The sequence below is a fragment of the Glutamicibacter sp. NPDC127525 genome, assembly GCF_042672105.1.
Classification (GTDB): domain Bacteria; phylum Actinomycetota; class Actinomycetes; order Actinomycetales; family Micrococcaceae; genus Glutamicibacter.
Window position 1 is genome coordinate 137,279 of sequence record NZ_JBHXVN010000005.1, and the last position, 20,404, is coordinate 157,682.

At 58.3% G+C, this 20,404-nt stretch carries 23 protein-coding genes; 19 read left to right on the top strand and 4 right to left on the bottom strand.

All coding sequences use genetic code 11. The features are described from left to right. Positions 1-429 precede the first annotated feature (429 nt). The 13 genes from ACFVHU_RS13040 (at position 430) to ACFVHU_RS13100 (ending at position 11,718) form a co-directional block, all read left to right on the top strand. Positions 430-906: a DUF4913 domain-containing protein gene (locus ACFVHU_RS13040; RefSeq protein WP_105656634.1), complete on the top strand. Its 477-nt coding sequence runs from the start codon at positions 430-432 to the stop codon at positions 904-906. A 210-nt stretch (positions 907-1,116) separates the two neighbouring features. Then, entirely contained in the window at positions 1,117-1,419 is a 303-nt protein-coding gene (locus tag ACFVHU_RS13045) for a hypothetical protein (protein ID WP_105656580.1), read from the top strand. 44 nt (positions 1,420-1,463) lie between these two features. Then, positions 1,464-2,021 carry a stage II sporulation protein M gene (locus tag ACFVHU_RS13050; protein WP_181148789.1) on the top strand — a complete coding sequence of 186 codons (558 nt, stop codon included), beginning with the start codon at positions 1,464-1,466 and terminating at the stop codon, positions 2,019-2,021. Next, the gene (locus tag ACFVHU_RS13055; RefSeq protein WP_332503204.1) at positions 2,018-2,575 is read left to right on the top strand and encodes a hypothetical protein; all 558 of its coding nucleotides are present in this window, start codon (positions 2,018-2,020) and stop codon (positions 2,573-2,575) included. Before ACFVHU_RS13050 ends, ACFVHU_RS13055 begins: the two co-directional genes overlap by 4 nt. 42 nt (positions 2,576-2,617) lie before the next feature. Further along, positions 2,618-3,076, top strand: a complete 459-nt coding sequence (locus tag ACFVHU_RS13060; RefSeq protein WP_146112230.1) for a hypothetical protein — start codon at positions 2,618-2,620, stop codon at positions 3,074-3,076. A gap of 55 nt (positions 3,077-3,131) precedes the next feature. Beyond that, positions 3,132-4,757 carry a hypothetical protein gene (locus ACFVHU_RS13065; protein ID WP_146112229.1) on the top strand — a complete coding sequence of 542 codons (1,626 nt, stop codon included), beginning with the start codon at positions 3,132-3,134 and terminating at the stop codon, positions 4,755-4,757. Further along, complete coding sequence (locus ACFVHU_RS13070; RefSeq protein ID WP_181148788.1) at positions 4,750-5,424, top strand: ABC transporter ATP-binding protein; 675 nt, start codon at positions 4,750-4,752, stop codon at positions 5,422-5,424. The genes ACFVHU_RS13065 and ACFVHU_RS13070 overlap by 8 nt, the downstream gene beginning before the upstream one ends. Further along, entirely contained in the window at positions 5,421-6,320 is a 900-nt protein-coding gene (locus ACFVHU_RS13075; protein WP_105656574.1) for an ABC transporter ATP-binding protein, read from the top strand. Before ACFVHU_RS13070 ends, ACFVHU_RS13075 begins: the two co-directional genes overlap by 4 nt. A 148-nt stretch (positions 6,321-6,468) precedes the next feature. Then, a complete protein-coding gene (locus tag ACFVHU_RS13080; protein WP_146112228.1) occupies positions 6,469-7,161 on the top strand; it encodes a hypothetical protein in 693 nt (230 codons plus the stop codon). Between the two features lie 794 nt (positions 7,162-7,955). After that, positions 7,956-9,311: a replicative DNA helicase gene (dnaB, locus tag ACFVHU_RS13085; RefSeq protein ID WP_105656572.1), complete on the top strand. Its 1,356-nt coding sequence runs from the start codon at positions 7,956-7,958 to the stop codon at positions 9,309-9,311. Positions 9,312-9,372: 61 nt separating this feature from the next. Beyond that, the gene (locus ACFVHU_RS13090) at positions 9,373-10,110 is read left to right on the top strand and encodes a ZIP family metal transporter (RefSeq protein ID WP_105656633.1); all 738 of its coding nucleotides are present in this window, start codon (positions 9,373-9,375) and stop codon (positions 10,108-10,110) included. A gap of 23 nt (positions 10,111-10,133) precedes the next feature. Continuing rightward, a complete protein-coding gene (locus ACFVHU_RS13095; protein WP_133833832.1) occupies positions 10,134-11,516 on the top strand; it encodes an MFS transporter in 1,383 nt (460 codons plus the stop codon). A gap of 13 nt (positions 11,517-11,529) precedes the next feature. Beyond that, entirely contained in the window at positions 11,530-11,718 is a 189-nt protein-coding gene (locus ACFVHU_RS13100) for a hypothetical protein (RefSeq protein ID WP_105656632.1), read from the top strand. A 10-nt stretch (positions 11,719-11,728) separates the two neighbouring features. On the opposite strand, the gene ACFVHU_RS13105 is transcribed toward ACFVHU_RS13100, so the two are convergent. Together ACFVHU_RS13105 and ACFVHU_RS13110 are read right to left on the bottom strand one after the other, a co-directional pair. Beyond that, positions 11,729-12,061, bottom strand: a complete 333-nt coding sequence (locus tag ACFVHU_RS13105; protein ID WP_105662222.1) for a GNAT family N-acetyltransferase — start codon at positions 12,059-12,061, stop codon at positions 11,729-11,731. 17 nt (positions 12,062-12,078) lie between these two features. Next, on the bottom strand, positions 12,079-13,080 hold the full coding sequence (locus ACFVHU_RS13110) for a pirin family protein (protein WP_105656569.1): 1,002 nt from the start codon (positions 13,078-13,080) through the stop codon (positions 12,079-12,081). Positions 13,081-13,249: 169 nt separating this feature from the next. Between ACFVHU_RS13110 and ACFVHU_RS13115 the strand changes: the two genes are divergently transcribed. The 3 genes from ACFVHU_RS13115 (at position 13,250) to ACFVHU_RS13125 (ending at position 14,553) form a co-directional block, all read left to right on the top strand. Continuing rightward, a complete protein-coding gene (locus ACFVHU_RS13115) occupies positions 13,250-13,711 on the top strand; it encodes a MarR family winged helix-turn-helix transcriptional regulator (protein ID WP_105656568.1) in 462 nt (153 codons plus the stop codon). An 86-nt stretch (positions 13,712-13,797) separates the two neighbouring features. Beyond that, positions 13,798-14,055, top strand: coding sequence for a hypothetical protein (locus tag ACFVHU_RS13120; RefSeq protein WP_286134083.1), 258 nt, complete (start codon positions 13,798-13,800; stop codon positions 14,053-14,055). 57 nt (positions 14,056-14,112) lie between these two features. After that, positions 14,113-14,553 carry an SRPBCC domain-containing protein gene (locus tag ACFVHU_RS13125; protein ID WP_181148787.1) on the top strand — a complete coding sequence of 147 codons (441 nt, stop codon included), beginning with the start codon at positions 14,113-14,115 and terminating at the stop codon, positions 14,551-14,553. Between the two features lie 250 nt (positions 14,554-14,803). Here the strand turns inward: ACFVHU_RS13125 and ACFVHU_RS13130 are convergent, their stop codons facing one another. Continuing rightward, positions 14,804-15,568 carry an SDR family oxidoreductase gene (locus tag ACFVHU_RS13130; protein ID WP_388024738.1) on the bottom strand — a complete coding sequence of 255 codons (765 nt, stop codon included), beginning with the start codon at positions 15,566-15,568 and terminating at the stop codon, positions 14,804-14,806. Between the two features lie 198 nt (positions 15,569-15,766). Here ACFVHU_RS13130 and ACFVHU_RS13135 point away from each other — a divergent pair, with 198 nt between their 5' ends. Beyond that, positions 15,767-16,783: an AEC family transporter gene (locus tag ACFVHU_RS13135; RefSeq protein WP_388024740.1), complete on the top strand. Its 1,017-nt coding sequence runs from the start codon at positions 15,767-15,769 to the stop codon at positions 16,781-16,783. 106 nt (positions 16,784-16,889) lie between these two features. Next, a complete protein-coding gene (locus ACFVHU_RS13140) occupies positions 16,890-17,225 on the top strand; it encodes a LuxR family transcriptional regulator (protein WP_133833835.1) in 336 nt (111 codons plus the stop codon). 67 nt (positions 17,226-17,292) lie between these two features. Here ACFVHU_RS13140 and ACFVHU_RS13145 read toward each other — a convergent pair whose 3' ends face one another. After that, positions 17,293-19,566, bottom strand: coding sequence for an ABC transporter permease (locus ACFVHU_RS13145; protein ID WP_388024742.1), 2,274 nt, complete (start codon positions 19,564-19,566; stop codon positions 17,293-17,295). Between the two features lie 173 nt (positions 19,567-19,739). Between ACFVHU_RS13145 and ACFVHU_RS13150 the strand changes: the two genes are divergently transcribed. After that, positions 19,740-20,393: a TetR/AcrR family transcriptional regulator gene (locus ACFVHU_RS13150; RefSeq protein WP_388024744.1), complete on the top strand. Its 654-nt coding sequence runs from the start codon at positions 19,740-19,742 to the stop codon at positions 20,391-20,393. Positions 20,394-20,404 lie beyond the last annotated feature (11 nt).

A 20,404-nucleotide genomic window follows, 5' to 3' on the forward strand; every position in this document is an offset into this window, starting at 1 on the left:
GCTTCGCATCTTCCAAAGCTCCGGCCAGATCAAATCATCGATCTGGCCGGAGCTTTTTGAATTCCGGTTAGGCGGGTTGAGCCGTTCCCCGCAGCCCTCGACACCGGCAATGCCCGTTCTCTCTCGCCACCCTGAAGACGTGGCAAGATGGCTGGCAATCTCATGGCCTGCCATCTTGGGCCAGCTGCCCCAGGCATTTGGCGATAACCTCGTCATCAAAGTATCTGTCGCGAGAAACCTTGAACTCGCCATATCCGCCACCCGCCTGGGCTGTCGAACAGAACCGCGCAGGTAGCTCATGGATCCTCGCTGCACGCTGGACCGGCCTCGGTTCGTAAGCAAATCAATAACGTGGCCACGGCCGCGGTTGATGAAGCCCTAACTGAGGAGCTCTTGGAATCCCTCAGGCAGCGAGCTGTCCAGGCGGCCGTGGCCGCCGTGACCGAACAGGTGGAGGCCAACGAGGCAGCCGAAGAAGCCCAAGACGACGAGGGCGAGGCTGAACCGGAGGAAACCCTTTACTACGGTTCCGTTGATGAGTTTGTCCGTGAGTACCTGCGCAATGTCTATCGCCGGGCGATCAACGGCCGGTCGCGGGTCTGGGCTGCCCGGTGGTGGGAATATGACGAGGCAGTGATCCGTCTGGAAGCGCTGTGGCGTTCCTGGGAACATCTGCGCATGGACCCCAGCACCGGCATGAGCGTGTGGTGGCGTGACCACGCGGACCACCATATGGCGGTCTTGCTGGACCCGGATGGGCCGTTTTCCTCGGCAGCGGACACCGACGAAAACAAGTCCAAAAAAGGGCAGCCGTTGCCTTATGCAGCGCCGCCGGAGGGCTTGTTCCCTGACCAACGTCAAATCCACCTTCCAGTTGTTGAACCTCCAAAAAAATATTTATTCTAGTGGGTAAGTTTCTTTGATATAGTAACTACGACTGATCAGAGACGGATCTTGTAGTCGATCTTGACTTCGGTCGTGCAAAGCTCCTGCGCATCAATTTTCAGCGCCAAATCTCATTTGGCGAATGGAACTTGGAAGTTAGGAGCAATAACTCAGGGCATGTGAAAATGCGATTCTTCGTGTTTCCACAGGGCCTCAATCAAAAGGAAAAATATGTCAAGCGTTACCTCAGAAAAGAGCACGGTCCAAGCGATCTCGGCAGGAAAAGGGATCATCGTACTTGCGGCAGTCACGGCGTCACTCACCATCCTTCTGGTAGCATCCGCTGTAATGCCAGAGGCACTAGTTGCCTTCTTTGGCTTTACCACGGCCAATGCAACGGCAGCGGCAACAGCAATTCTCGCTGGCATGGATGTTGCGACCGCGGTCTCGCTCTTCGGTGGTGCCACTGTTATCGGTGGTGCTGCCTTGGCTATGCTCCGCCGCGCTATTGGCAAGAAGGCTCTGGTTAAGTAGAAACGATGGGCGGACCGACAAGCTGTCGGTCCGCCTTCGAACCTATGACACATTATTTAAAGGGTCTTTTTGCAAGGCAGCGCTTAGCATTATGCATTGGAGCGTTGCTGTGGCTGGGCGCCGTAGCAGCCGGTATTGCAACGGTACCTCTTGAACAAGAGAGTCATTCAGGTTTGGTTCCGGCATCACCTTCATGGGCCCTATGGTGGAGCATATTATCGAACAATGCAATCATTGCTCTGCTGGCCTTTGCAGGAATTTTGACCTTCGGCATCATCACGGTGTTGTATGCCCTTGCGTCGGGCTTGCTTTTTGGCCATTTTCTGGCACAGGCAGTCAACCTCGCTGGCTTGCTCGGCGTTATTCGAGGGGTTGGACCACACGGGATAGTTGAATTTCCGGCCATTATTATCGCGATTTCAGCAGGGATCTCGCCTCTGGCTTATTTTCTACGGACTGCTCTCGGAGGCAGAAAAGAACCTAGAGAAAACCTGTTTCAGGCCGCACAGGGCGTAATCCTTGATGCGGTCTCCCTACTTTGCATCTCCCTCCTCATGATCGTTATAGCCGCAACTATAGAAACTTGGGTTACTCTCCTATGACACAGAACGACCTTTCCAGCAAAACCTCACTTCTCAACAGCAGGTTTGCTTGGCCTTTGACTATGCTTCTGATCGGGGTCAGTGTTTTCATGCTGATGGGCAGGTTCGTCGGGGTCTACGAACATGAAGTGTCGCTGAAGCTACCTGAAGCACAGCCTGCTGAAATTCGACTTGGGGCCGTCACCGCACTTATCACCAGCGCCCTGCTAAACTCCGTAATCCTTGTTTTACTAACTGCATTTGCCGGTTTCCTCACAGCTCGACTCAATGCGCGTCTTGACGGCGCTGAAACAACCCGCACAACCCGCCGCTCCATTTCGGTAATGGTTGGTCTGTATGTAGCTTTCAGAAGTCTCGGATGGTACCTAGCCTCAGTCTTCGGAGTCGTCGTGCCGACGATAATGGATTCATTCTTTGAGGCTGATATCTCGGTGCTGGTGGTCTATTTTGGTGGAGTTCTGCTACTGGCGCGCGAAGGCGGATCGAGAAAATCAGTGTTCATCGTACCCCTGGTTCCAACCGCCTTGTTTGCGATCGCTTTTTCCGTACTATAAAAATAATAAATCATCTGAACAAAAACCATTAGGGTTTTAAATATGAATAACGTAATCAAAAAAAATAGAACTCGTAATATTTTTTACGGAGCGCTGATAGCACTTTTCCTAACTGCATGGGGACGAGCCGCAATATATTATACAAACCGTGAAGCTATCCAAGAAATGTCGCGATTGAGTCCAGTTGTTGCAAATAATAACCGCGACTTCGTTATCTCTATTCAGGACCCTGCCAACATTGCTTGGATCGCAGCTCCAGTCATTGTTACAGTATTGGCCCTGGTGCCGCTGTTCCTTGGAATTGGGCATCTAGTGCTCATTGGAATTAACGGAGTTATTGGCGCCGTCCTCTTCGCTATCGGAGTTTTCTTTCCAACAACGATCTCGTCGAAAATTCTGGCTGCACTATTCCTGGTTGCACTGATAACCGTCGTTTATCTCGTGGTAGCCAAAGCGGATAAAATCATTAGCTCGGGAAATGCCCAGCGAAGTTCCGAGTAGGAAACAACGAGAACCGACTATGCGTCGCATCAGAAAATTCCCAATAATTGCCGCAGTGCTGGTCTCTGATCGGCGACGGCAACTTAATATGTTGAATGGACGTTCACTTCCATTCCGGGTTCAGATCGCGGGCGTTGTGCTCATCATCCTCTGTATCGTTCTTGCCGGAGCAGTCGTTTTCACTGTTTCCACTCAAGTTGGTAGATTTGCCCCTTTAAACAGCACCACACAGCCCACGTTTCTTCTCATATCGTGGTTCGTGTGGGTGATTCTTCTTGTCGCGCTTGCTGGGAGTATAGATCCAGAATCAGCAAGAGCAGTTAATGAACCAACTGATGCGGCAGTGCTGAGTTCCTTCGAAGTTCTACGCCGACATTTGATATGGTCCCGCCTCTTGATCCCCATGATGGCCAGAGTGCTGGGGATGAGCTTATTCTCCTGCTTAGCCTTTGGCCCGTGGTTGGCATCTTCCAACGCAGGGGTTGAAATGCTCCCTATTGTTTTTGCAGTGCTATTGAGCACCATAGTAGGCGGAAATTGTATTGGAATGGCAGCAACTTTGTTGTTGACTCGATGGGGCAAGGCGTCAACCATTTCGGTCAGACACATAATAATGACGCCCATTCTGGCAATGCTTCTTGGTACTTGGCTTGGACCCAGCGTCAGACAATTCTCGGAGACCAGAAACATAGTCGAATCAGGCTACACCGTATTGGCTGAAATCATCGCGTCATCCCGACCAGACTGGTGGGAAGATCTTTTCCAGACTTCGCCAGTTGCTGTAACAACATACTGCATTGTTCTAACCGGCCTTTCGATCCTTCTTCTTGGCGGTGTGGCGCTGTCGCTGCTCAAAGGCCCTGAGTCTCAAGCTGGATTTAAAGTAGATGATGACCAACGAGCCTCATCTCACGTTTCCCTTGCGATGTCCAAAATGTTCAAAAACATTGCTCTGCGTCGGTCCATGGCATTCCGAGTGCTTGCCAGCGTCATTACCAAGGACGTATTAGCTTGTTTCCGCCAAGATCGGCTCGCGCTCAGAAAGGCCTATCTGACCTTTCTCGGAGGCCTGGCACTCTTGGGGTCCGGCATCGGGGCTTATCTGTCCCTTGATGGCAGGGCTGTTCTGGATGCTCCATTGATTCTGAGTGGCACTCTTATAACGGCATTCATGGTCCTCGCGGCCGATGGATCCGTGCAGATTTCAAGTATCGAGGCTGAACGAAACAATTGGCAGATGCTGTGTTTGATGCCACTGACAACACGCCATCTGCGGGCTACGAAAATCTGCTCCTTTGCAATGGTTACAATCATTATTTCAATGCCGGGAGTGGTCGGAATTGTCTTACTCACATCAGGCCAGACAAGTCAGATGTGGATTCTTTTGGCAATCTCTACTTCCATCAGTCTTTTAGCAGGGCTCAGTTCGGTTTTGACGCAGGTTCTGTCCCCCCTCACCGAAGCCAACTCCATGCGCGTTATTGAACGATCACCCGTGGCGGATCTAGTACAACCAATACTTATTTCTTCTGGTGCTGCCGTAGTAATTTCGTGTGTCGCACTTATGCCGTCACCAGCACTACAGGGACTCGTTGGCTTGGTTCCTCTGGCTTTGACTGTGGTCTTTGTAGTAACACTATTTTTCAAAAACAATAGGGAAGATGTCAAAGTGTATGTTTAGCCTAAAAAACATCAGCGTCCGTTACGGTGAAAATCTTGCCATAGATGACGTGACGGCAGCGTTCGAACCGGGTGATTTTATCGGTATTTTTGGGCATAATGGATCTGGGAAAAGCACCTTACTCAAAGTTATCTCCGGACTTGAGAGGTCCACCTCTGGAAGCATTCTTGTGAATCAACAGGAAATGTCTCAAAATATTCTGAAAAGCCATGCCGTCTTTATTCAAGACAGCCCCGCCCTATACGATTATCTAAGCATCAGGGAGAACGTAGGGTTTGCTTGTTCAATTTGGGGTGAGGATGTATCAGAAACACTAAATAGACTTCTCTTATTCGGTGTGCAGAGCGATTTTGAAACGTTGGTAAAAAACCTTTCTTTGGGCACCAGAAAAAAGATGGGTTACGTGCTATCGACTTTAAAAAAAGGTCCTCTTTTCATACTCGATGAACCCTTTAACGGTTTGGATGCAGAAACCGTTAAGCTGGTTGCCCGCGATCTGCGTCTGGCTAAGGAACGGGGAAGAACTGTCGTGATGACCGCCCATGACCCAAGTCCGATCCTCGACTTGCTGGATCGGCAAATTGTCTTGGAATCCGGGCGGGTACTGGATGACGTTCCGAGACCTTTCAATGGGCCGCTGTCTACTGCAGAATTCCAGGCAAAATGATCACCGCATCAGGTTTGACAAAAAGTTTCGGTGGGAAAAATGTCGTTCGGGAAGTTGACCTAAATGTAGATTCGGGTCAGGTACTAGGATTCATTGGACCCAACGGTTCCGGAAAGACAACAACTCTTCGCATGTTGGTAGGACTTTGCCGGCCGGATGCCGGCTCTGCTCTACTCAACGGTGTGCCGGTGCCACGGATGACTTCGCCCCTTAAAAGTGTAGGTGTCCTCATCGATGCCGCTGCACCTTTCCCGGGCAGGACCGCGTTCGAGCATCTATATGCGTCTGCCTTGGCATCTGGGCTTCGACGCTCTAGGGTCTTGGCTGTGCTTGAAGAAGTCGGCCTGCTGGCAGCCAGAAATACTAAAATTAAACATCTTTCCTTGGGAATGCGGCAAAGGCTGTCCTTGGGTGTGGCTTTCGTGGCGTCCCCGCGTATTTTGATCCTCGATGAGCCGCTTAATGGGCTGGATCCTGAGGGCATCAGATGGTTTAGGGATCTCGTGAATCAATGGAGGAGCGAGGGGCGGACGGTACTCATTTCGAGCCATTTGATGAGTGAACTTTCGCCCATAGTAGATAAGGTCGCTGTCATCAAAGACGGTGCAATTGTTTTCCAGGGCTCCGTCAAGTCTTTGAACAGAGTCGCCGGCGAGCCAGGTTTCATATTACGTTCCGAGGAATCAAAGAGGTTGAGGACAATGTTGGACGGCCTAAACATTGGATGGAAGGAGCTGGAAAGTGAGACTACTCTGATACAGATGGTGGACATAAAACAGGTCGCGCGGTTAGCTGCGGAGGCATCCATCCCAATGTATGAAATCTGCTGGACCGAGCCCTCTCTTGAGCAGGCCTATTTCTCTTTAACCACGGGCATGCACAATGCATCCGTCTAAGCTAAACATCGGGGCCGAGCCGACTTATCCAAAGCCTACTACCAGGCAAGCGGCCAAGAAGAATCGGCCGCGGACCGACTGGTCGATAGCTGATTCAAGAAACCTTTTGTACTCCGAGCTCTTCAAGATACTTACCTGTAGATCGACAATGGGTGCTGCACTGTTCATCGTCGTCCTGACCGCCGTCATCTCTTGCGGATCAGCCTGGGCTGCTTCCCTTCTCATGATGGGTAGCAACGAGGTAGGAAACGACCTGCAAACCCACGATTTCCAAACCGCCGGTGTAAGTATCGGTCAAGTAGCAGCCGTGGTGCTCGGCGTACAGGCCTACTGCACGGATTGCACCGGGCCACATGCTACTGCTTCATTCTGTATCATTTCGCGACGCGCGGTGTTTGTACTGCACAAAGCTGTTACCGTGGGCGCGATAGCTTTCTGTTCCGGTTTGCTCGCTACCATCATCAGCGCATTCTCAATGGCTCTGGTCTCACCTGATATATCGCCGATACAAGATGGCTTGTCTTATCCAGTGTTTGGAGCAGCCCTCTATTTTGCGATGGTGTCAATCATAGCCATGAGCGTTTCTGCACTGTTCCAGGGAAACATACTGTCCATGGCGGTAATCTTTGGTTTCTCCCTTTTTGGTGCCCCAATTTTTTCGCGTTGGCCTGAAACTTCCATTCTCGTGCCGTATTTTCCTGACGTCGCGGGATCACAAATGTTAATCGCTCGGGAAGGCGTTGCGCTGTCCCCCGTACTAGGCGGTACCGTGATGGCTGCCTGGACTTTGGCGCTGTTGATAGCGGGGATCGTTCGGCAAAGGTTTACCAACATATCTTAAAGTTAAGTCCGTGAACCTGCAGGTAGGCATCGACCATCTTTTGATAAACGCAGAGTGGCAGCGAATTGCCGGCAACCCTCGGATGGGGTTTCCGAGCCATGCAAAGGCTGCGCATCACAAATGAAACCGGCGCTTTATGGGGTCTTCACTGGCGCGCGTCGCGGACGCGAAGTGGCGAGAGTGCGCCGGCAGCCCAGTCGCTGATCCAGGTTCGCCCGCCGAGTCGTTGCACACATTAAGTTATCCACCGCCCCCGAACGCAGAAACCCTCGCCGATTGTGGACTACTGAAAGATCCGGCCTTGCTGGCGAATTTAATCCACGGTGACTTAGGGTTTTGTAAATTCACCAGTATCCACAAGGTTATCCACAAAACTGTGGACAAGACATGGGCAAATGTGTGCAAAGGGTGAAAAACCCCGGGAACTGGGCGATTAAGGGTGTTGATAACCTTGGGCCGGTTGGCGTGAGCTTCAATGAATTAAGTTTCTGTCCACAGGTGTGCGAATACAAACAACCAAGTCAACAGATATTAATGATACGTAGAGTGGGGTAATCCACAGAGTTCTCCCCAGACTGTGAACAGGGAACTCCACAGGTAGAGGAGTGTTATCCACATATTCTGTGGATAATGAGGTTTACGCCTGTTAATAACAGCCCTAGTGTTGGGTTCGGGAGAGAAATATCCACAGGCGCCTGACATCCAAATGTCCGTATCGACTGACACGATGAAGCGTTGCCATGAGGCAAGGATAATTTTTCCCAGCGGGTCAATAGGGGATGGAAGTGTCTGCAATGAGTGCTGAGCCGGTTTACGAAGGACGAGATTCCGACGCAGGGCGCAAGCCGCCACAGGATATCGAGGCCGAGATGTCGGTCCTCGGTGGCATGATGCTCTCCAAGGACGCCATTGCTGACGTCGTTGAATCCATTCGCGGCACCGACTTCTACCGTCCCTCCCACGAATCAATTTACGAGGCGATTGTCGACCTCTACGGTCGTGGCGAACCAGCCGATGCGGTCACCGTAGCCGACTTGCTGACCAAGCGCGGCGAGATCTCGCGCATTGGTGGCGCCGCCTACCTTCACAATCTCATCCAGCAGGTTCCAACTGCAGCCAACGCCGGGTACTACGCAGAAATCGTGCGCGAACGCGCCGTGCTGCGCCGATTGGTTGACGCCGGAACGCGTATTGTCCAGATGGGCTACTCTCCAGATGGTGAAGTTGATGCGATCGTCAACGAAGCCCAGGCAGAGGTCTACAAGGTGGCCGAGAACCGCAGCAGTGAAGACTACGTGCGCCTTTCGGACATCATCGAAGACACCGTTGATGAAATCGAGAACGCGGCCAACGCGGGCGATGGCATTACCGGTGTGCCCACCGGATTCTATGAATTCGACGAGCTGACCCAGGGCCTGAAGGGCGGCCAGATGATCATCATCGCCGCCCGTCCTGCGGTGGGCAAGTCAACCTTCGCGCTGGACTTCGCCCGTTCTGCTGCCATCAAGCACAATATGGCCACCGTGTTCTTCTCCTTGGAAATGGGCCGCAATGAAATTGCGATGCGCCTGCTCTCGGCCGAAGCATCCATCCAGCTCCAGGATCTGCGCAAGGGCTCGGTGGAAGACGCGCAGTGGACCAAGATCGCCACGACCATGGGCCGGCTGAACGAAGCCCCGTTGTTCATTGATGATTCGCCGAACATGTCCATGATGGAAATCCGTGCCAAGTGCCGTCGCCTCAAGCAGCGCAACGAGCTGCGCATGATCATCCTGGACTACCTGCAGCTGATGAGCTCGGGCAAGCGTGTGGAATCGCGCCAGCAGGAAGTTTCCGAGTTCTCGCGTAACCTCAAGCTGCTCGCCAAGGAACTCGACGTTCCGTTGATTGCGCTGTCGCAGCTGAACCGTGGTTCCGAGCAGCGTACCGACAAGAAGCCAATGGTTTCGGACCTGCGCGAATCGGGCTCGATTGAGCAGGACGCCGACATGGTGATTTTGCTGCACCGTGATGACGTCTACGACAAGGAAAACCGTCCGGGCGAAGCTGACGTGATTATCGCGAAGCACCGTGCCGGTCCGACCAAGACCATCACCGTGGCCTTCCAGGGCCACTACTCGCGCTTCAACAACATGTCCACCGAGGGTTAGTCCCAGTCAGAACTCATATGGCACCTACTAAGCCAGCGAATTGCTGGCTATAGTGGGTGCCATGTTCGCTTCGATGCAGGCTTTGCTGTGGGGCACTGTGGCCGGCTCGGCCCTGCTGCTGGGATCTGGCGCGGCCTGGTGGCTGAAGATCCCCAAGGTCTGGGTCAGCGCCATCATGGCCTTCGGTGCCGGGGTCCTGGTCAGCGCACTGGCCTTCGAGCTGGTGCTCGAAGCCTATGAAACCGGCGGCCTCGTTGCGACGCTGGGCGGCGTGATCGTGGGCGCTGCCTTGTATTTCGGCGCGAACCGGCTGCTGGCCTGGAGAACCTCAAAGCGGCAGGCGCAGCGCGCAGGAGAGCAGGAGTCATCGGGAACCGCGCTCGCGGTCGGTGCACTCATCGACGGCATTCCCGAGTCCGTGGCCCTTGGACTTTCCGTGGTCGCCACCGCGAGCATTAATCCGGCGATGCTCATCGCCATATTCATCTCCAATGTCCCCGAGGGGCTGGCGAGTACCGCACAGATGAAAGCGTCCGGGCGCAAGGGGTCCTCGATCGTTTTGCTCTGGGGATCGATAGCCATTTCCTGCGGCATCGCTGCCTTCCTCGGAGCGCTGCTGCTGGAATCCATGCCCGGTGAAGTGCTGGCCTTCGCCACCGCGGTCGCTGCCGGAGGCATCTTGACGATGATCGCCGACACCATGATTCCGGAAGCCTACAAGGTGGAGCTCGACTACACAGGGTTGCTGGTGACCTCGGGCTTCCTGGCGGCCTTCAGCCTGCACGTGATCGGCGGCTAGGGGAAACCTGAGATCATGGATGCATGCCCCTGAACCGCAGCAGCCAATCAGCCGAGCGCGCCGAGTCAACGATCTATGCTCCGCAGTATCTTGCCACCACCCTTGGCATGTTCGTGCTCGTCTTCCTGGTCGCTTTCGAATCCATGGCCGTGACCACGGTAATGCCACTGGTCAGCGAGCTGCTGGAGGGCGAACGCTACTTCGCCCTGGCCTTTGCCGCGCCAATCGCCAGCGGGATGCTGGGGATGGTTGCCGCCGGAGAAGTCACCGACCGGTGGGGGCCCAAGCACCCGCTGTCCATCGCCGTGGCCGTTTTCTGCATTGGGCTGCTGATCTGCGGTTCAGCCGAGAACATGCAGGTCCTGATTGCCGGGCGCATCTTGCAGGGAATTGGCGGTGGCGCGATCACCGTCGCCATCTACGTGCTCATTGCCCGCGCGTATCCTGCGCATCTGCATTCCAAGATCTTCGCCCTGTTCGCTACCGCCTGGGTGGTCCCGGCGATGATCGGCCCCTGGCTGGCCGGCTTGATGGCCGTGCACCTCGGTTGGCGCTGGGTGTTCTCCGGCGTGGCGGTGCTGGTGGTTCTCGCGTTCTGCGGGATCGTGCCGGCGTTGAAGTCGCTGAGCTCCCAGCGCAATCCGGACCTGGGGCCGATTTCCAAGAAGCGGCTGATGCTGGCCGGCCTGGCTGGACTGGCTGTCATCTGCATGAACTTGCTCGGCAATGCGCAGGGCAGCTGGTCCCTTCTGGGACTGGTCTTGGCATTGGCGGTAGCCCTTGCGGCGATTCGCCCGCTGCTGCCCAAGGGCACGTTCAGCTTGGCCAAGGGGCTGCCGTCCACCATCATGACCCGCATCTTCGTGGCCGGGGCCTTCTTCGGCGTGGAAGTCTATCTGCCGTACCTGCTGCGCGAGGATTACCAGCTGGGTCCCGACCGGGCGGGCCTGATCCTGACGGCCTCGGCATTGTGCTGGTCGGTGGGTTCATGGCTGCAAGGAAAGCTGGGGGATAAGGTGGAATCCTCCACCTGCATCACCGTGGGTGCGATCGCCGGCAGCGTAGCGATTTCAACCGCATTGGCCACCGCGATCTTCCATCCGCCGGTCCTCGTGCTGGTCTGCGGATGGGCCGTGGGCGGCTTCGGCATGGGGATGATCTTCCCGCGGCAAAACGTGAACATGCTGGCCCTGTCTGCCAAGGATGAACAGGGATTCAACTCATCGGCAATGACCGTGGCCGACTCCCTGGGCAACGCCGGAACCACCGCCATCGGTGGCGTCATCTTCGCGATGGCCGCCACCGGGATGGAGTTCATCTCGGTCTTCAGCTTCAGCCTCTTGCTGATTCTGGTCCTGATCGCGATCTCGCCGCGCACCAAACCTGTTGCGCAGCCAGCAGCCTGACTACGCTGGGATCATGGACACAGAGCTTCCCAAGACGAGCAACCCCGCCGCCAGGGCTTTCGAGCAGGCCGGCATCACCAGTCTCGAGCAGGCGGGGCAAGCCGGCACCGCGGCGCTGCTCGCGCTGCACGGCGTCGGCCCGAAAGCCATCCGCATCCTCCGCGACGAGCTGGCCGCACGCGGCCTCAAGATGAACCCCTGAGATCTCCGGTTTAGCCGCGCGGCAGGATGCCCAGGTGGTCCTTGTCCGGTTCCACGATATGCTGCGCATACTCGGTGTGCTTGGCAACGTAGGCCTTCACGTACGGGCAGACCGGAACGATCCTGGCACCGCTGGCGATGGTGTTCTCCAGCGCGAATTTCACCATGACGCTGGCTAGGCCCTGTCCGCCGTATTCCTCATCCACGGTGGTGTGGAAGAAGATCCGCTCGACGCCTTGGGCCCCATCAAAATCGCGGTAGTGCGCCGCTCCGATGATCTTGCCGTCATCGTCGAGGGCGAAGCGCTGGCGCTCGGGCAGGAATACTGGTTTGATGTCGCTCATTGGGAGTTCCTTATTGGTTAGGCGGGGTTCACGCGCGGGCGCAGGCGAACGGTGGGAAGTGCTGGAGCCGGCAAGGCTGCCGGAGTATTAGGCGGGAAAGGCCCGAAGCGATCCTCGGAGGCATCCCCGGGCTCGGCCCCGATCTCGGCCTGCCATTGCGCGCGGAACGCGAGGACTTCCTCATGGGTGCGGCCTACGAAGTTCCACCACATCAGGATGTCTTCCTTCAGCGGCTCTCCGCCGATGAGCAGCGCTAGAACCGGCTGGTCCCCGGACTTCAGGCGCAGGGTCGTGCATCCCGCACGCACGAACCCGAGATCGCGTGGAGCGAGTTCATGGCCGTTGACTTCAAGATTGCCGGAGTCCAGGAGGATCCCGTGCTCATGGTGCCCGGGGACAACCACTTCGATCTCGGTGTTCGGTTCAAGGCGCAGTTCGGCGCCACCGAGCTCGGTGTGCGTCTTTACCGGGGAGGTGGACGACTTGCCCGACACCCCGTAGGTGCCAAGGAAGACCGACAGCGACCAGCCGGGAGCGGTGAGCGCTTCCGGGCGGTAGTTCTCAAAAGTATGTTCCATATCCCGTGCATGATCCGGCAGCGCGGTCCATAGCTGGGCGCCGTGAAGGATGGTGGTGTCTTCGGTGAGGATCTCCGAATGGCTGATTCCGTGCCCGGCGGTCATCAGATTGACCTCGCCGGGTCGCACGGTCGCCTTGAACCCGGCCGAATCCATATGGTTGATCTCTCCGGTGAAGAGCCAAGAGACAGTCTGCAGTCCGGTGTGCGGGTGACGGGGCACGTTCATCCCGCCGGTGACTGCGACATCGTCAGGACCGTAATGGTCCAGGAAGCACCAAGCGCCGATCAGGCTGCGCTGCTTTTGCGGCAGTGTCCGGAAGACCGTCATTGCCCGCGGACCGCCCAAGGGCACTTCGCGTGGTTCCAGGATTTCAACCTCTGCCTGGGAACGCACTGCACTGCAGCCGATCTCCTCAGGCCGGTGCTCAAGATTGCTCATATGCCAAGGCTATTCACTGTGGCCCGCTTTGACTACTTGCGCCACCGATTCGAACGCAACTGGAATTGGCGCTGCGACACGGGGCAGCTTTCGGCCCGGGCACGGTATTCTCGACCGCGGTACGATCAATGCAGTGGTATTAGGCATCTTTCAAGGAGCTTGCGACAACGTGGACAGTGCTATTCTTCGCGACGAAGATCTTCTCAAGCTGGAAAAGCAGGTGTGCTTCGGCCTGGCCGTAGCCTCGCGCTCGGTGATCTCGGCATACAAGCCCGTGCTGGATCCGCTGGGGCTGACGCATCCCCAGTACCTGGTGATGCTGGCCCTTTGGGACTTGGGGCCGATCAGCGCCCGTGCCCTCAGCGGGCATCTGCACCTGGATCCGGGAACGCTTTCCCCGTTGGTCAAGCGCCTCGAAACTGCCGGTTTGGTGGCAAAGACGAAGAACCCGGACGATGAGCGGGCCGTCATCATTCAGCCCACCGAGAAGGGTGCCGCGCTGCGTGCTGAAGCGGTGGAGGTGCCGCGCGAAATGATGGCCCGGCTTGCCCTGACCGACAAGGATGTGCTGGAGCTGCGCGGCATCCTGGACCGCATTATTGCTGCAGGTTCGAACGCTCCGAAAAGCTAGAACCCCATTTAGTTGGTGCACCAACTAATGACGTATGATTGAAGTGCCAGTACTCGCAAACCCAATGACCGAAGAGGACGACGATCATGGATGAATCACCCCTGCCGATCATTTCCGATACCACCGGACTAAGCGTCGGCTACCGCATATTCTGGCGTCTGAAGTACTTGGGATTGTCCATCTTCGGTCCGGCCGAGCGCCGTGTCCTCGCCAGCCCTCGCGAACGCATCAAATGGGACCGCGCAATGAAGGTCATGCGCGCCCATGAAGCTGCCGGAACCTCGCCGGATGAGCAAACGCTGTACACCGCGAGCCGCATGGAGCCTCGCCGTCCGCAGGGGTAGTTGCCCCTGCGGGTGAACCTGATGGCGGGCCGCGATAATATTGACCTTATGGAATCGATGACTGAACTCGTAGTCGCCCGGCAATTTTCCGCACCGAAGAACGCCGTTTGGGCTGCCTTCGTCGAGCCGGAAATCATCGCCCAGTGGTGGGGTCCCGATGGCTGGCTTGTCGAGGAAGATTCCGTCGTATTCGAAGCCAAGGTCGGCGGCCGGCATGAGCTGAATATGGTGCAGGCTGATAACCCGGATGCCAAGGTGCCGCTCAAGGCGGTCCTGACGTCTTTCGACGAGTACGAATGCCTGGTCAGTGCCGACGGCCCGCACGAAATGACCTTGGACCTCGTGATCGAAACCCGTATCGAATTCAAGGAATTCGCCGGGCAGACGATGCTGACGCTGACCCAAACCCCATTGCCTTATGAGGTTCTCGAATCCAGCACCAAGGCATGGAATTCCGCTTTTGCGAAGCTCGAAGCGCTGCTGGCGGAATTCTTCTAGGCCTTTAGTACGGCAGGGGAAGAACCAACACAGCAGCTGCGAACGCCTGCCAGTTTCGCGCTCTTGCCGGCGGAGTCAAAGCGCAGCACGTGGCTGAAAGGCGTTTCGCTGCGGCCACTGGCGCAGTTCTGGCAGGTTCATGCCGTGTAGCGCAACCAGAATCCCATGATGATCTGATGGCGCGGAGCATTGCCGCACGCAACCGGAGCATCGACTTGCACGCCAATTCCTTCCTCCGGTTGCCTGCGCCCTAGCCTCGCCCGATGTAGGGCATTCCGCCAGCAGTGATGGTGAATTGGTTGATGGAGGTACCGAGCGGAACCCCGGCGATGTGCGCAACGGCCTCAGCGGCTTGGGCCAGCGGGAATGTCGGCTCGACGAGCCGCTGGCCGCCCGGTTGCAGGGCACCCTGGGTGGCACCGAAATCATCGAGCAGGTCACTGGCGGTGTTGCCGATATCGAGCTGCGTGGCCCTGATCCGGTGCTCCCGTCCATCAAGTTCAAGGCATTTGGTCAAGCCGGCGATGCCGTGCTTGGTGACGGTATAGGCAACGGAGTTCACCCGCGGAACCTGCGCTGAAATCGATCCATTGTTGATGATGCGTCCGCCGTCGTTGGCCTTGAAATGGGCAAAGGCCGTGCGGGCCGCGTTGATGGCCCCGGTGAGGTTGATCCGGCAAACCTCATCCCACTGGGCCGGACTCAGCTCATCGATGGCTGCCGAGGGACCGAAAATCCCGGCATTATTGAACAGCGCATTGACCGTGCCGAAACGTTGCGCCGCTTCGGCAAACAGGTGTTCCACAGCCTGCGGATCACTAACATCCGTGGGAACCACCAAGGCGGAACCGTGGCCTTGCGCCGTCTCATGCAGGTTAGCCGCGGTGCGCCCGGCGAGTACCACATTCCATCCCTGCGCCAGCAGCAGGCGTGCGGTGGCGCGGCCAATGCCTGATCCTGCGCCGGTGATGGCAATCGTGCGCGGGGCCTGCGGGACTCCAGATGCGTGGGACATTAATTCTCCTTGCGGAAAGCTCAACAGTGATCGGACGAGGCGCGTGGTCTCATCCTAGGAATTTGCGCCGCCAAACCCCAGTTTTCGCCTGCATGTTGCGAAGCGCCCCCGGCGCATTTCCCGGATCAGCCTGGCAAGCAACTAACCTTGAAGTGCTCGGTCCCCGCGACCCCGGCCGAACATTCCCTAAGGAGGCTTGTGTTCCTCGACGTGCTCTATGGCGTGCTGCCGCTGTTCTTCGTCATGCTCATCGGCTACGGCGCCAGCCATGCACCCAAATTCCCGGCCAGCGTGGAACCGGCACTGAATGTGTTCGTCTTCTATGTCGCCTTGCCGGCGCTGCTCTACAAGGTGGTAGCCCGGGCGGATATCAGCGAAGGCGTGCCGCTCGCATTCCTGTGGATCAGTATCGTCTCCGCGCTGCTTTTCGCCCTGCTCAGCTGGCTGGCTTTCCGCTATCTGCTACGCGCAAACCGGGCGCGGGCGCTCGCCGGCATGCTGACCACCAGCTTCGGCAACGTGTCGTACTTGGGAATCCCGATTATCCTCGGCGTCATGGGCACAGAAGCCGGGTTCGCCGCGGGCATGGGGCAACTGGTCCACAACATCATCTTCATGGTCGGATTCCCCATCCTCGCCCAAATTCTCTTGCCCAACGGCAAAGGAGGCCAGCATCCGGCAAGCGCCGCGCGCATCGCCCGGACCATCCGCAATGCCCTGGCTTGCAGCCCGGTCACCTGGGCCATGGTCCTTGGCGGCACGGTAGCAATCCTCGGTGTGCCCGTACCACGGCCGGTGGACGACACCGTTGACCTGATATCCGCCGCGGCCGCCCCGGGGGCGCTCTTCGTCATCGGCATGTCGCTGAAGCGGACCATTGACCGTTCGCGTGCCAGGAAGCATGCACCGGTTGCTCCGGATGGCTCTGGGGCTGGCGGCAGCTGGGCGAGAACCTCCATCGCGGCCATGGTGCTGGGCAAACTCGTGGCGATGCCATTGCTGACGGTGGCCATGCTGCTTGTTTTCGCCCCGGATCTGGATCGCATCTGGTTCAATGCCGCGGTGCTCATGGCGGCCATGCCGGTCAGCGCAACCGCCTACATCATGGCCCAGAACGACACCGGGGATGGCGAGCCGACCGCGGTGGCCATCGTGATCACCTGCGTCCTGTCGGTCATTGCCTTGCCGGTGCTGGCTCAATTGGTACTGAAGTAGTCCCCGCGCTTTCCTTGACCTTTGCCCCGGTGCGGGGACAGTCTTGTAGCAGCACAGGCTAATCAGCCCGGAGTATCCAGCCCGAGAGATGAGATGCAGGGATTTGATGAAGAAGTTTTCGCTGGCCGCCATCGCCCGAACCCAGCTGAGGGAAGCCGCGGATGCAACCAATGGCCGAGCTGCCAGCACGGTTTTCGGCGGACATGAGCACACCCTGCGCCAAACCGTCATTGGGCTCACGGCCGGCACCGAGCTGCAAGAACATGTGAATCCCGGCGAAGCGACACTGCTGGTCCTCCAGGGCAGGGTCACCGTTTCATCCATGGGCAACCAGTGGGAGGGGCGCAGCCAGGATCTCATTGTGCTTCCCGAGGGGAGGCTGAAAATCAGCGCCACGCAGGATTCCAGCGTGCTGCTCACCGTAGCCAAGATCGATCGCTAGGGGACACCAAAATGCGGGCCAGTTCACATCCATGAACCGGCCCGCATCTGCAGGGGAGAAGGACTGATTAGACGCTGACCGCGTCCTTCTCCCGGTCTCCAGTGCCGCTTTCGCCGGCCGCGGCTTCGGCGTCTGCCAAGTCCCCGGCTTCAGCGTCGATGGCGTCGGCGGATGCCGCGGCTTCGCTCGCCTTGGCTTCAAGCGCCCGGCCTTGCAGCGCGGCGAGCTCCTCGGCGGAAACCGGGTGGCTGGAGGTCTGCACCGGCTTGAGCTGGTCGATGACCATGGTCACGGCCAGGCAGGCCAAGGCCCAAATGGCCAGGACCACCAGGTGGGAGCCGAGCCCGACCCCGTCGAAGTAGACGATCGCGCGGATGGCTTCGACGGCAGCCGGCATCGGCAGGATGTCGTGCAGGATGGTGAAGATGCGCGGTTCCATGTAGATGGACAGCCCGCCATTGGAGGCGGGGACGCCCAGGAACATCACGATCAGCATGGTCGGGACCAGGCAGACCATGCCCAGCAGGCGGTTGAATACCGTGGTGAGCATGGCCACCGCGAAAATCGCGAGCATGCCGACGCTGAACAGCTGCCCGAAGTGGCCCTCCACTGCCCCGGTGAACGGGCCGGCGATCAGGCAGAGCACGGCGGACATGAAGGCCGAGTACACGGCCACCAGCGGGACCAGTTTCTGCAGCGGGGCCATGTGCGGTGCCGCGGTGGCGCCGACCATGATGACCATGAAGCCTGCCATCACCCAGCCCATGCCCAGGTACATGGCCACGGTGCCCATATTGTCGTGCTCCGGAAGCGGGGCCAGCTCCTGGTGGTCCACGTCCATCTGCTGCGCTTGGCCGATCTGCGTGAACACCTGGACCACCAGCTGCGATGCGGCGTTGCCGGAAGCCTGGGCGGTATAGACGGCAGCTTCCGGGCTCTGCTCCGAAGGCAGCACGAAGGCCCCTGTCAGCTCCTGGGACTCGACCAGGTACCGGGCGTCAGCGGCATTGTCCATGGCGGTTAACTCGAACATGCCCTCCATGGATTCGTTCAGCGAATCAACGGTCTGCTGGGCCTGCTCCACGGAGGAGCCCACGACGGCTACCGGCATGTCGCGTGGCACCGGGGTCTGCATGGCGCCGAGCATCGAGCTGAGCATGATGGCGATCATGCCGAAGGGCAGCGCGGCCAAGGTGATGTAGCGCCACGCCTTGTTCTTGGGGCGCGGGCCGCCATGCAGGGAAGCGACATTGATCTGGGTGGGGAGATCGCTCTTGCCCTTGGCGATGCGCAGGGCATCGAGCAGGGCGACCAGCAGCAGCGCCGCGACGGCACCGCCGGCGAGAATCAGGATATGCCGGGCCGCTCCGTCGCCGTTGAAGTACAGCACCGAGCGCATGGCTTCGCCCAGGGCCGGCATCGGCAGGAACTGGTGCAGGAACGGGAAGATCTTCGGCAGGGTGTAGACCGACATGCCCATATTGGAGGCCGGCTGGCCCAGCACCATGAACAGGAACATTCCGGGGATGACGGCCATGGCGCCGAATATGCGGGTCAGCAGCAGCTGCCCGGCGCCCACGGCGAAGACGCCCAAGGCCAGGGTCGACCACGCGGGCAGGATGCTCGCGGCAGGAATGACGCCCAGGATCGGGCCGCCGACGAGGATGCCCAGCCCGGAGAGCAGGATCGACCATCCGCCCAGCAGCGGCAGCGCGCGGCGGCGCTTGAGCAGTTCCGGGGAGTTCGAGAAGGCCATCGACCAGGGCATGTAGCCGGCAGTGATCATCGCGGTGGCCAGCAGCATGGCGCCCATGCCCATGGAGTCGTTCTCCGGAAGCGGCACCAGATCCTGGGAAGCCAGTTCCAGCGACTGCTCCATGATGACCGGCGTGAGCACGGCCGTGATGGCCGAGGTGGCTGACATGCCGGCGCCGCTGGCGGTGTACAGCGTGGCCGTATCGCCATCGAGGTCCACCGCAGCGGTGACTTCGCGGTCGTAGACCAGCTCGCGGGCTTCGCGGGCCGAGTCCACGATGCGCAGGTCCACGGCCTCAGCATTGCTGTCCTCCAGCGCCCGGGGAAAGTCACCGGCCGCTGCGCTGCTGGTGGCCGAAATGGCCACCGGCATGTTCGCGGCCGACTGGTGGTGCATGGCCCCCAGGTAGCCCCAGATCATCATGCCCACGATCATCAATGGCATGATGAAGACTGCGACAGTCCTGCCGATCTTTTCGGCCTTGGCGCGTTTGGCGGCCGCTTCCTGCTCGGAAAGAGGCTGCTTCTCGTGCTTGGCCCTGCGGGAGGGCGGCGGGTTTTCAGTGACTGCGGCGTCGTTGCTCAACTGCGCATGCTCCTTGGATTCTCGGTCTGCAGCGGGGTGCGAGGCAACCCGCCAAGGTCTTTAGTTGAATACTAACAACTAATTTACGCCACATGGCGTAAAATTGTCTGCAACTGTGCCGAGGTTCACTTCCTGGGTGCCGGGACGAGATGATGCGAGGAAAGGCGGGAACGGTGAGCCGACACGGCGATAAGGCGCGGGAGGTCTTGCTCGATGCGGCAGAAGAGCTCTTCGCGAGCCACGGCATAGACGCCGTATCGAATAGGAAAATTACCGAGCATGCCGGTACTGCCAACCATTCGGCGATCAAATACCATTTCGGGAGCCGCGAGGACCTGTTGCAGGCCATGCTCCAGCGGGCACTAGGCGACATGCGCAGCTGCCGCAACCGCCTGCCATCCCTTTCTGGCGGACCGGAGGCGAGCCTGCGCGAGGTGGTCACCGTGCGGACCCTTCCCTGGATCTATTCCTTTGACGCGCTGCCGCCGCCCTCCTGGCGGGCGCAATTCCTCTACCAGGCACGGCTGCATCCAGGACTGCCGGCGATTGTGGGCGACAGCCTGCGCGACGAGGTGCTGAGCGTGGCGGGCCCAGGACGTGCTCGCAAGGAATTCGAGGGCATTCCGGAGGTCGTGGTCAGGTCGCGTGCGCTGATTCTCGGTCCGATGTTCCTGGGGCTGTGCGCGCAGTACGAGCGCACGGTCAATGAAGGCAAGCAGCAGGGCAACTGGGAATCGCTGGGCTACTTCCTGGTCGATTCCATGGTCGGCATGCTGGCGGCGCCAAGCACCGCTGCGGCCGACTTCATGGGATTCGGCGAGGACTAGCCGGGCTGGCG

Bases quoted from the DNA above. Each gene is read 5' to 3' on its own strand.
- ACFVHU_RS13045 (WP_105656580.1), top strand. From the start codon at position 1,117: ATGTCAAGCGTTACCTCAGAAAAGAGCACGGTCCAAGCGATCTCGGCA.
- ACFVHU_RS13050 (WP_181148789.1), top strand. From the start codon at position 1,464: ATGACACATTATTTAAAGGGTCTTTTTGCAAGGCAGCGCTTAGCATTA.
- ACFVHU_RS13055 (WP_332503204.1), top strand. From the start codon at position 2,018: ATGACACAGAACGACCTTTCCAGCAAAACCTCACTTCTCAACAGCAGG.
- ACFVHU_RS13060 (WP_146112230.1), top strand. From the start codon at position 2,618: ATGAATAACGTAATCAAAAAAAATAGAACTCGTAATATTTTTTACGGA.
- ACFVHU_RS13070 (WP_181148788.1), top strand. From the start codon at position 4,750: ATGTTTAGCCTAAAAAACATCAGCGTCCGTTACGGTGAAAATCTTGCC.
- ACFVHU_RS13075 (WP_105656574.1), top strand. From the start codon at position 5,421: ATGATCACCGCATCAGGTTTGACAAAAAGTTTCGGTGGGAAAAATGTC.
- ACFVHU_RS13080 (WP_146112228.1), top strand. From the start codon at position 6,469: ATGGGTGCTGCACTGTTCATCGTCGTCCTGACCGCCGTCATCTCTTGC.
- dnaB (WP_105656572.1), top strand. From the start codon at position 7,956: ATGAGTGCTGAGCCGGTTTACGAAGGACGAGATTCCGACGCAGGGCGC.
- ACFVHU_RS13090 (WP_105656633.1), top strand. From the start codon at position 9,373: ATGTTCGCTTCGATGCAGGCTTTGCTGTGGGGCACTGTGGCCGGCTCG.
- ACFVHU_RS13095 (WP_133833832.1), top strand. From the start codon at position 10,134: ATGCCCCTGAACCGCAGCAGCCAATCAGCCGAGCGCGCCGAGTCAACG.
- ACFVHU_RS13100 (WP_105656632.1), top strand. From the start codon at position 11,530: ATGGACACAGAGCTTCCCAAGACGAGCAACCCCGCCGCCAGGGCTTTC.
- ACFVHU_RS13105 (WP_105662222.1), bottom strand. From the start codon at position 12,061: ATGAGCGACATCAAACCAGTATTCCTGCCCGAGCGCCAGCGCTTCGCC.
- ACFVHU_RS13110 (WP_105656569.1), bottom strand. From the start codon at position 13,080: ATGAGCAATCTTGAGCACCGGCCTGAGGAGATCGGCTGCAGTGCAGTG.
- ACFVHU_RS13120 (WP_286134083.1), top strand. From the start codon at position 13,798: ATGGATGAATCACCCCTGCCGATCATTTCCGATACCACCGGACTAAGC.
- ACFVHU_RS13125 (WP_181148787.1), top strand. From the start codon at position 14,113: ATGACTGAACTCGTAGTCGCCCGGCAATTTTCCGCACCGAAGAACGCC.
- ACFVHU_RS13130 (WP_388024738.1), bottom strand. From the start codon at position 15,568: ATGTCCCACGCATCTGGAGTCCCGCAGGCCCCGCGCACGATTGCCATC.
- ACFVHU_RS13140 (WP_133833835.1), top strand. From the start codon at position 16,890: ATGAAGAAGTTTTCGCTGGCCGCCATCGCCCGAACCCAGCTGAGGGAA.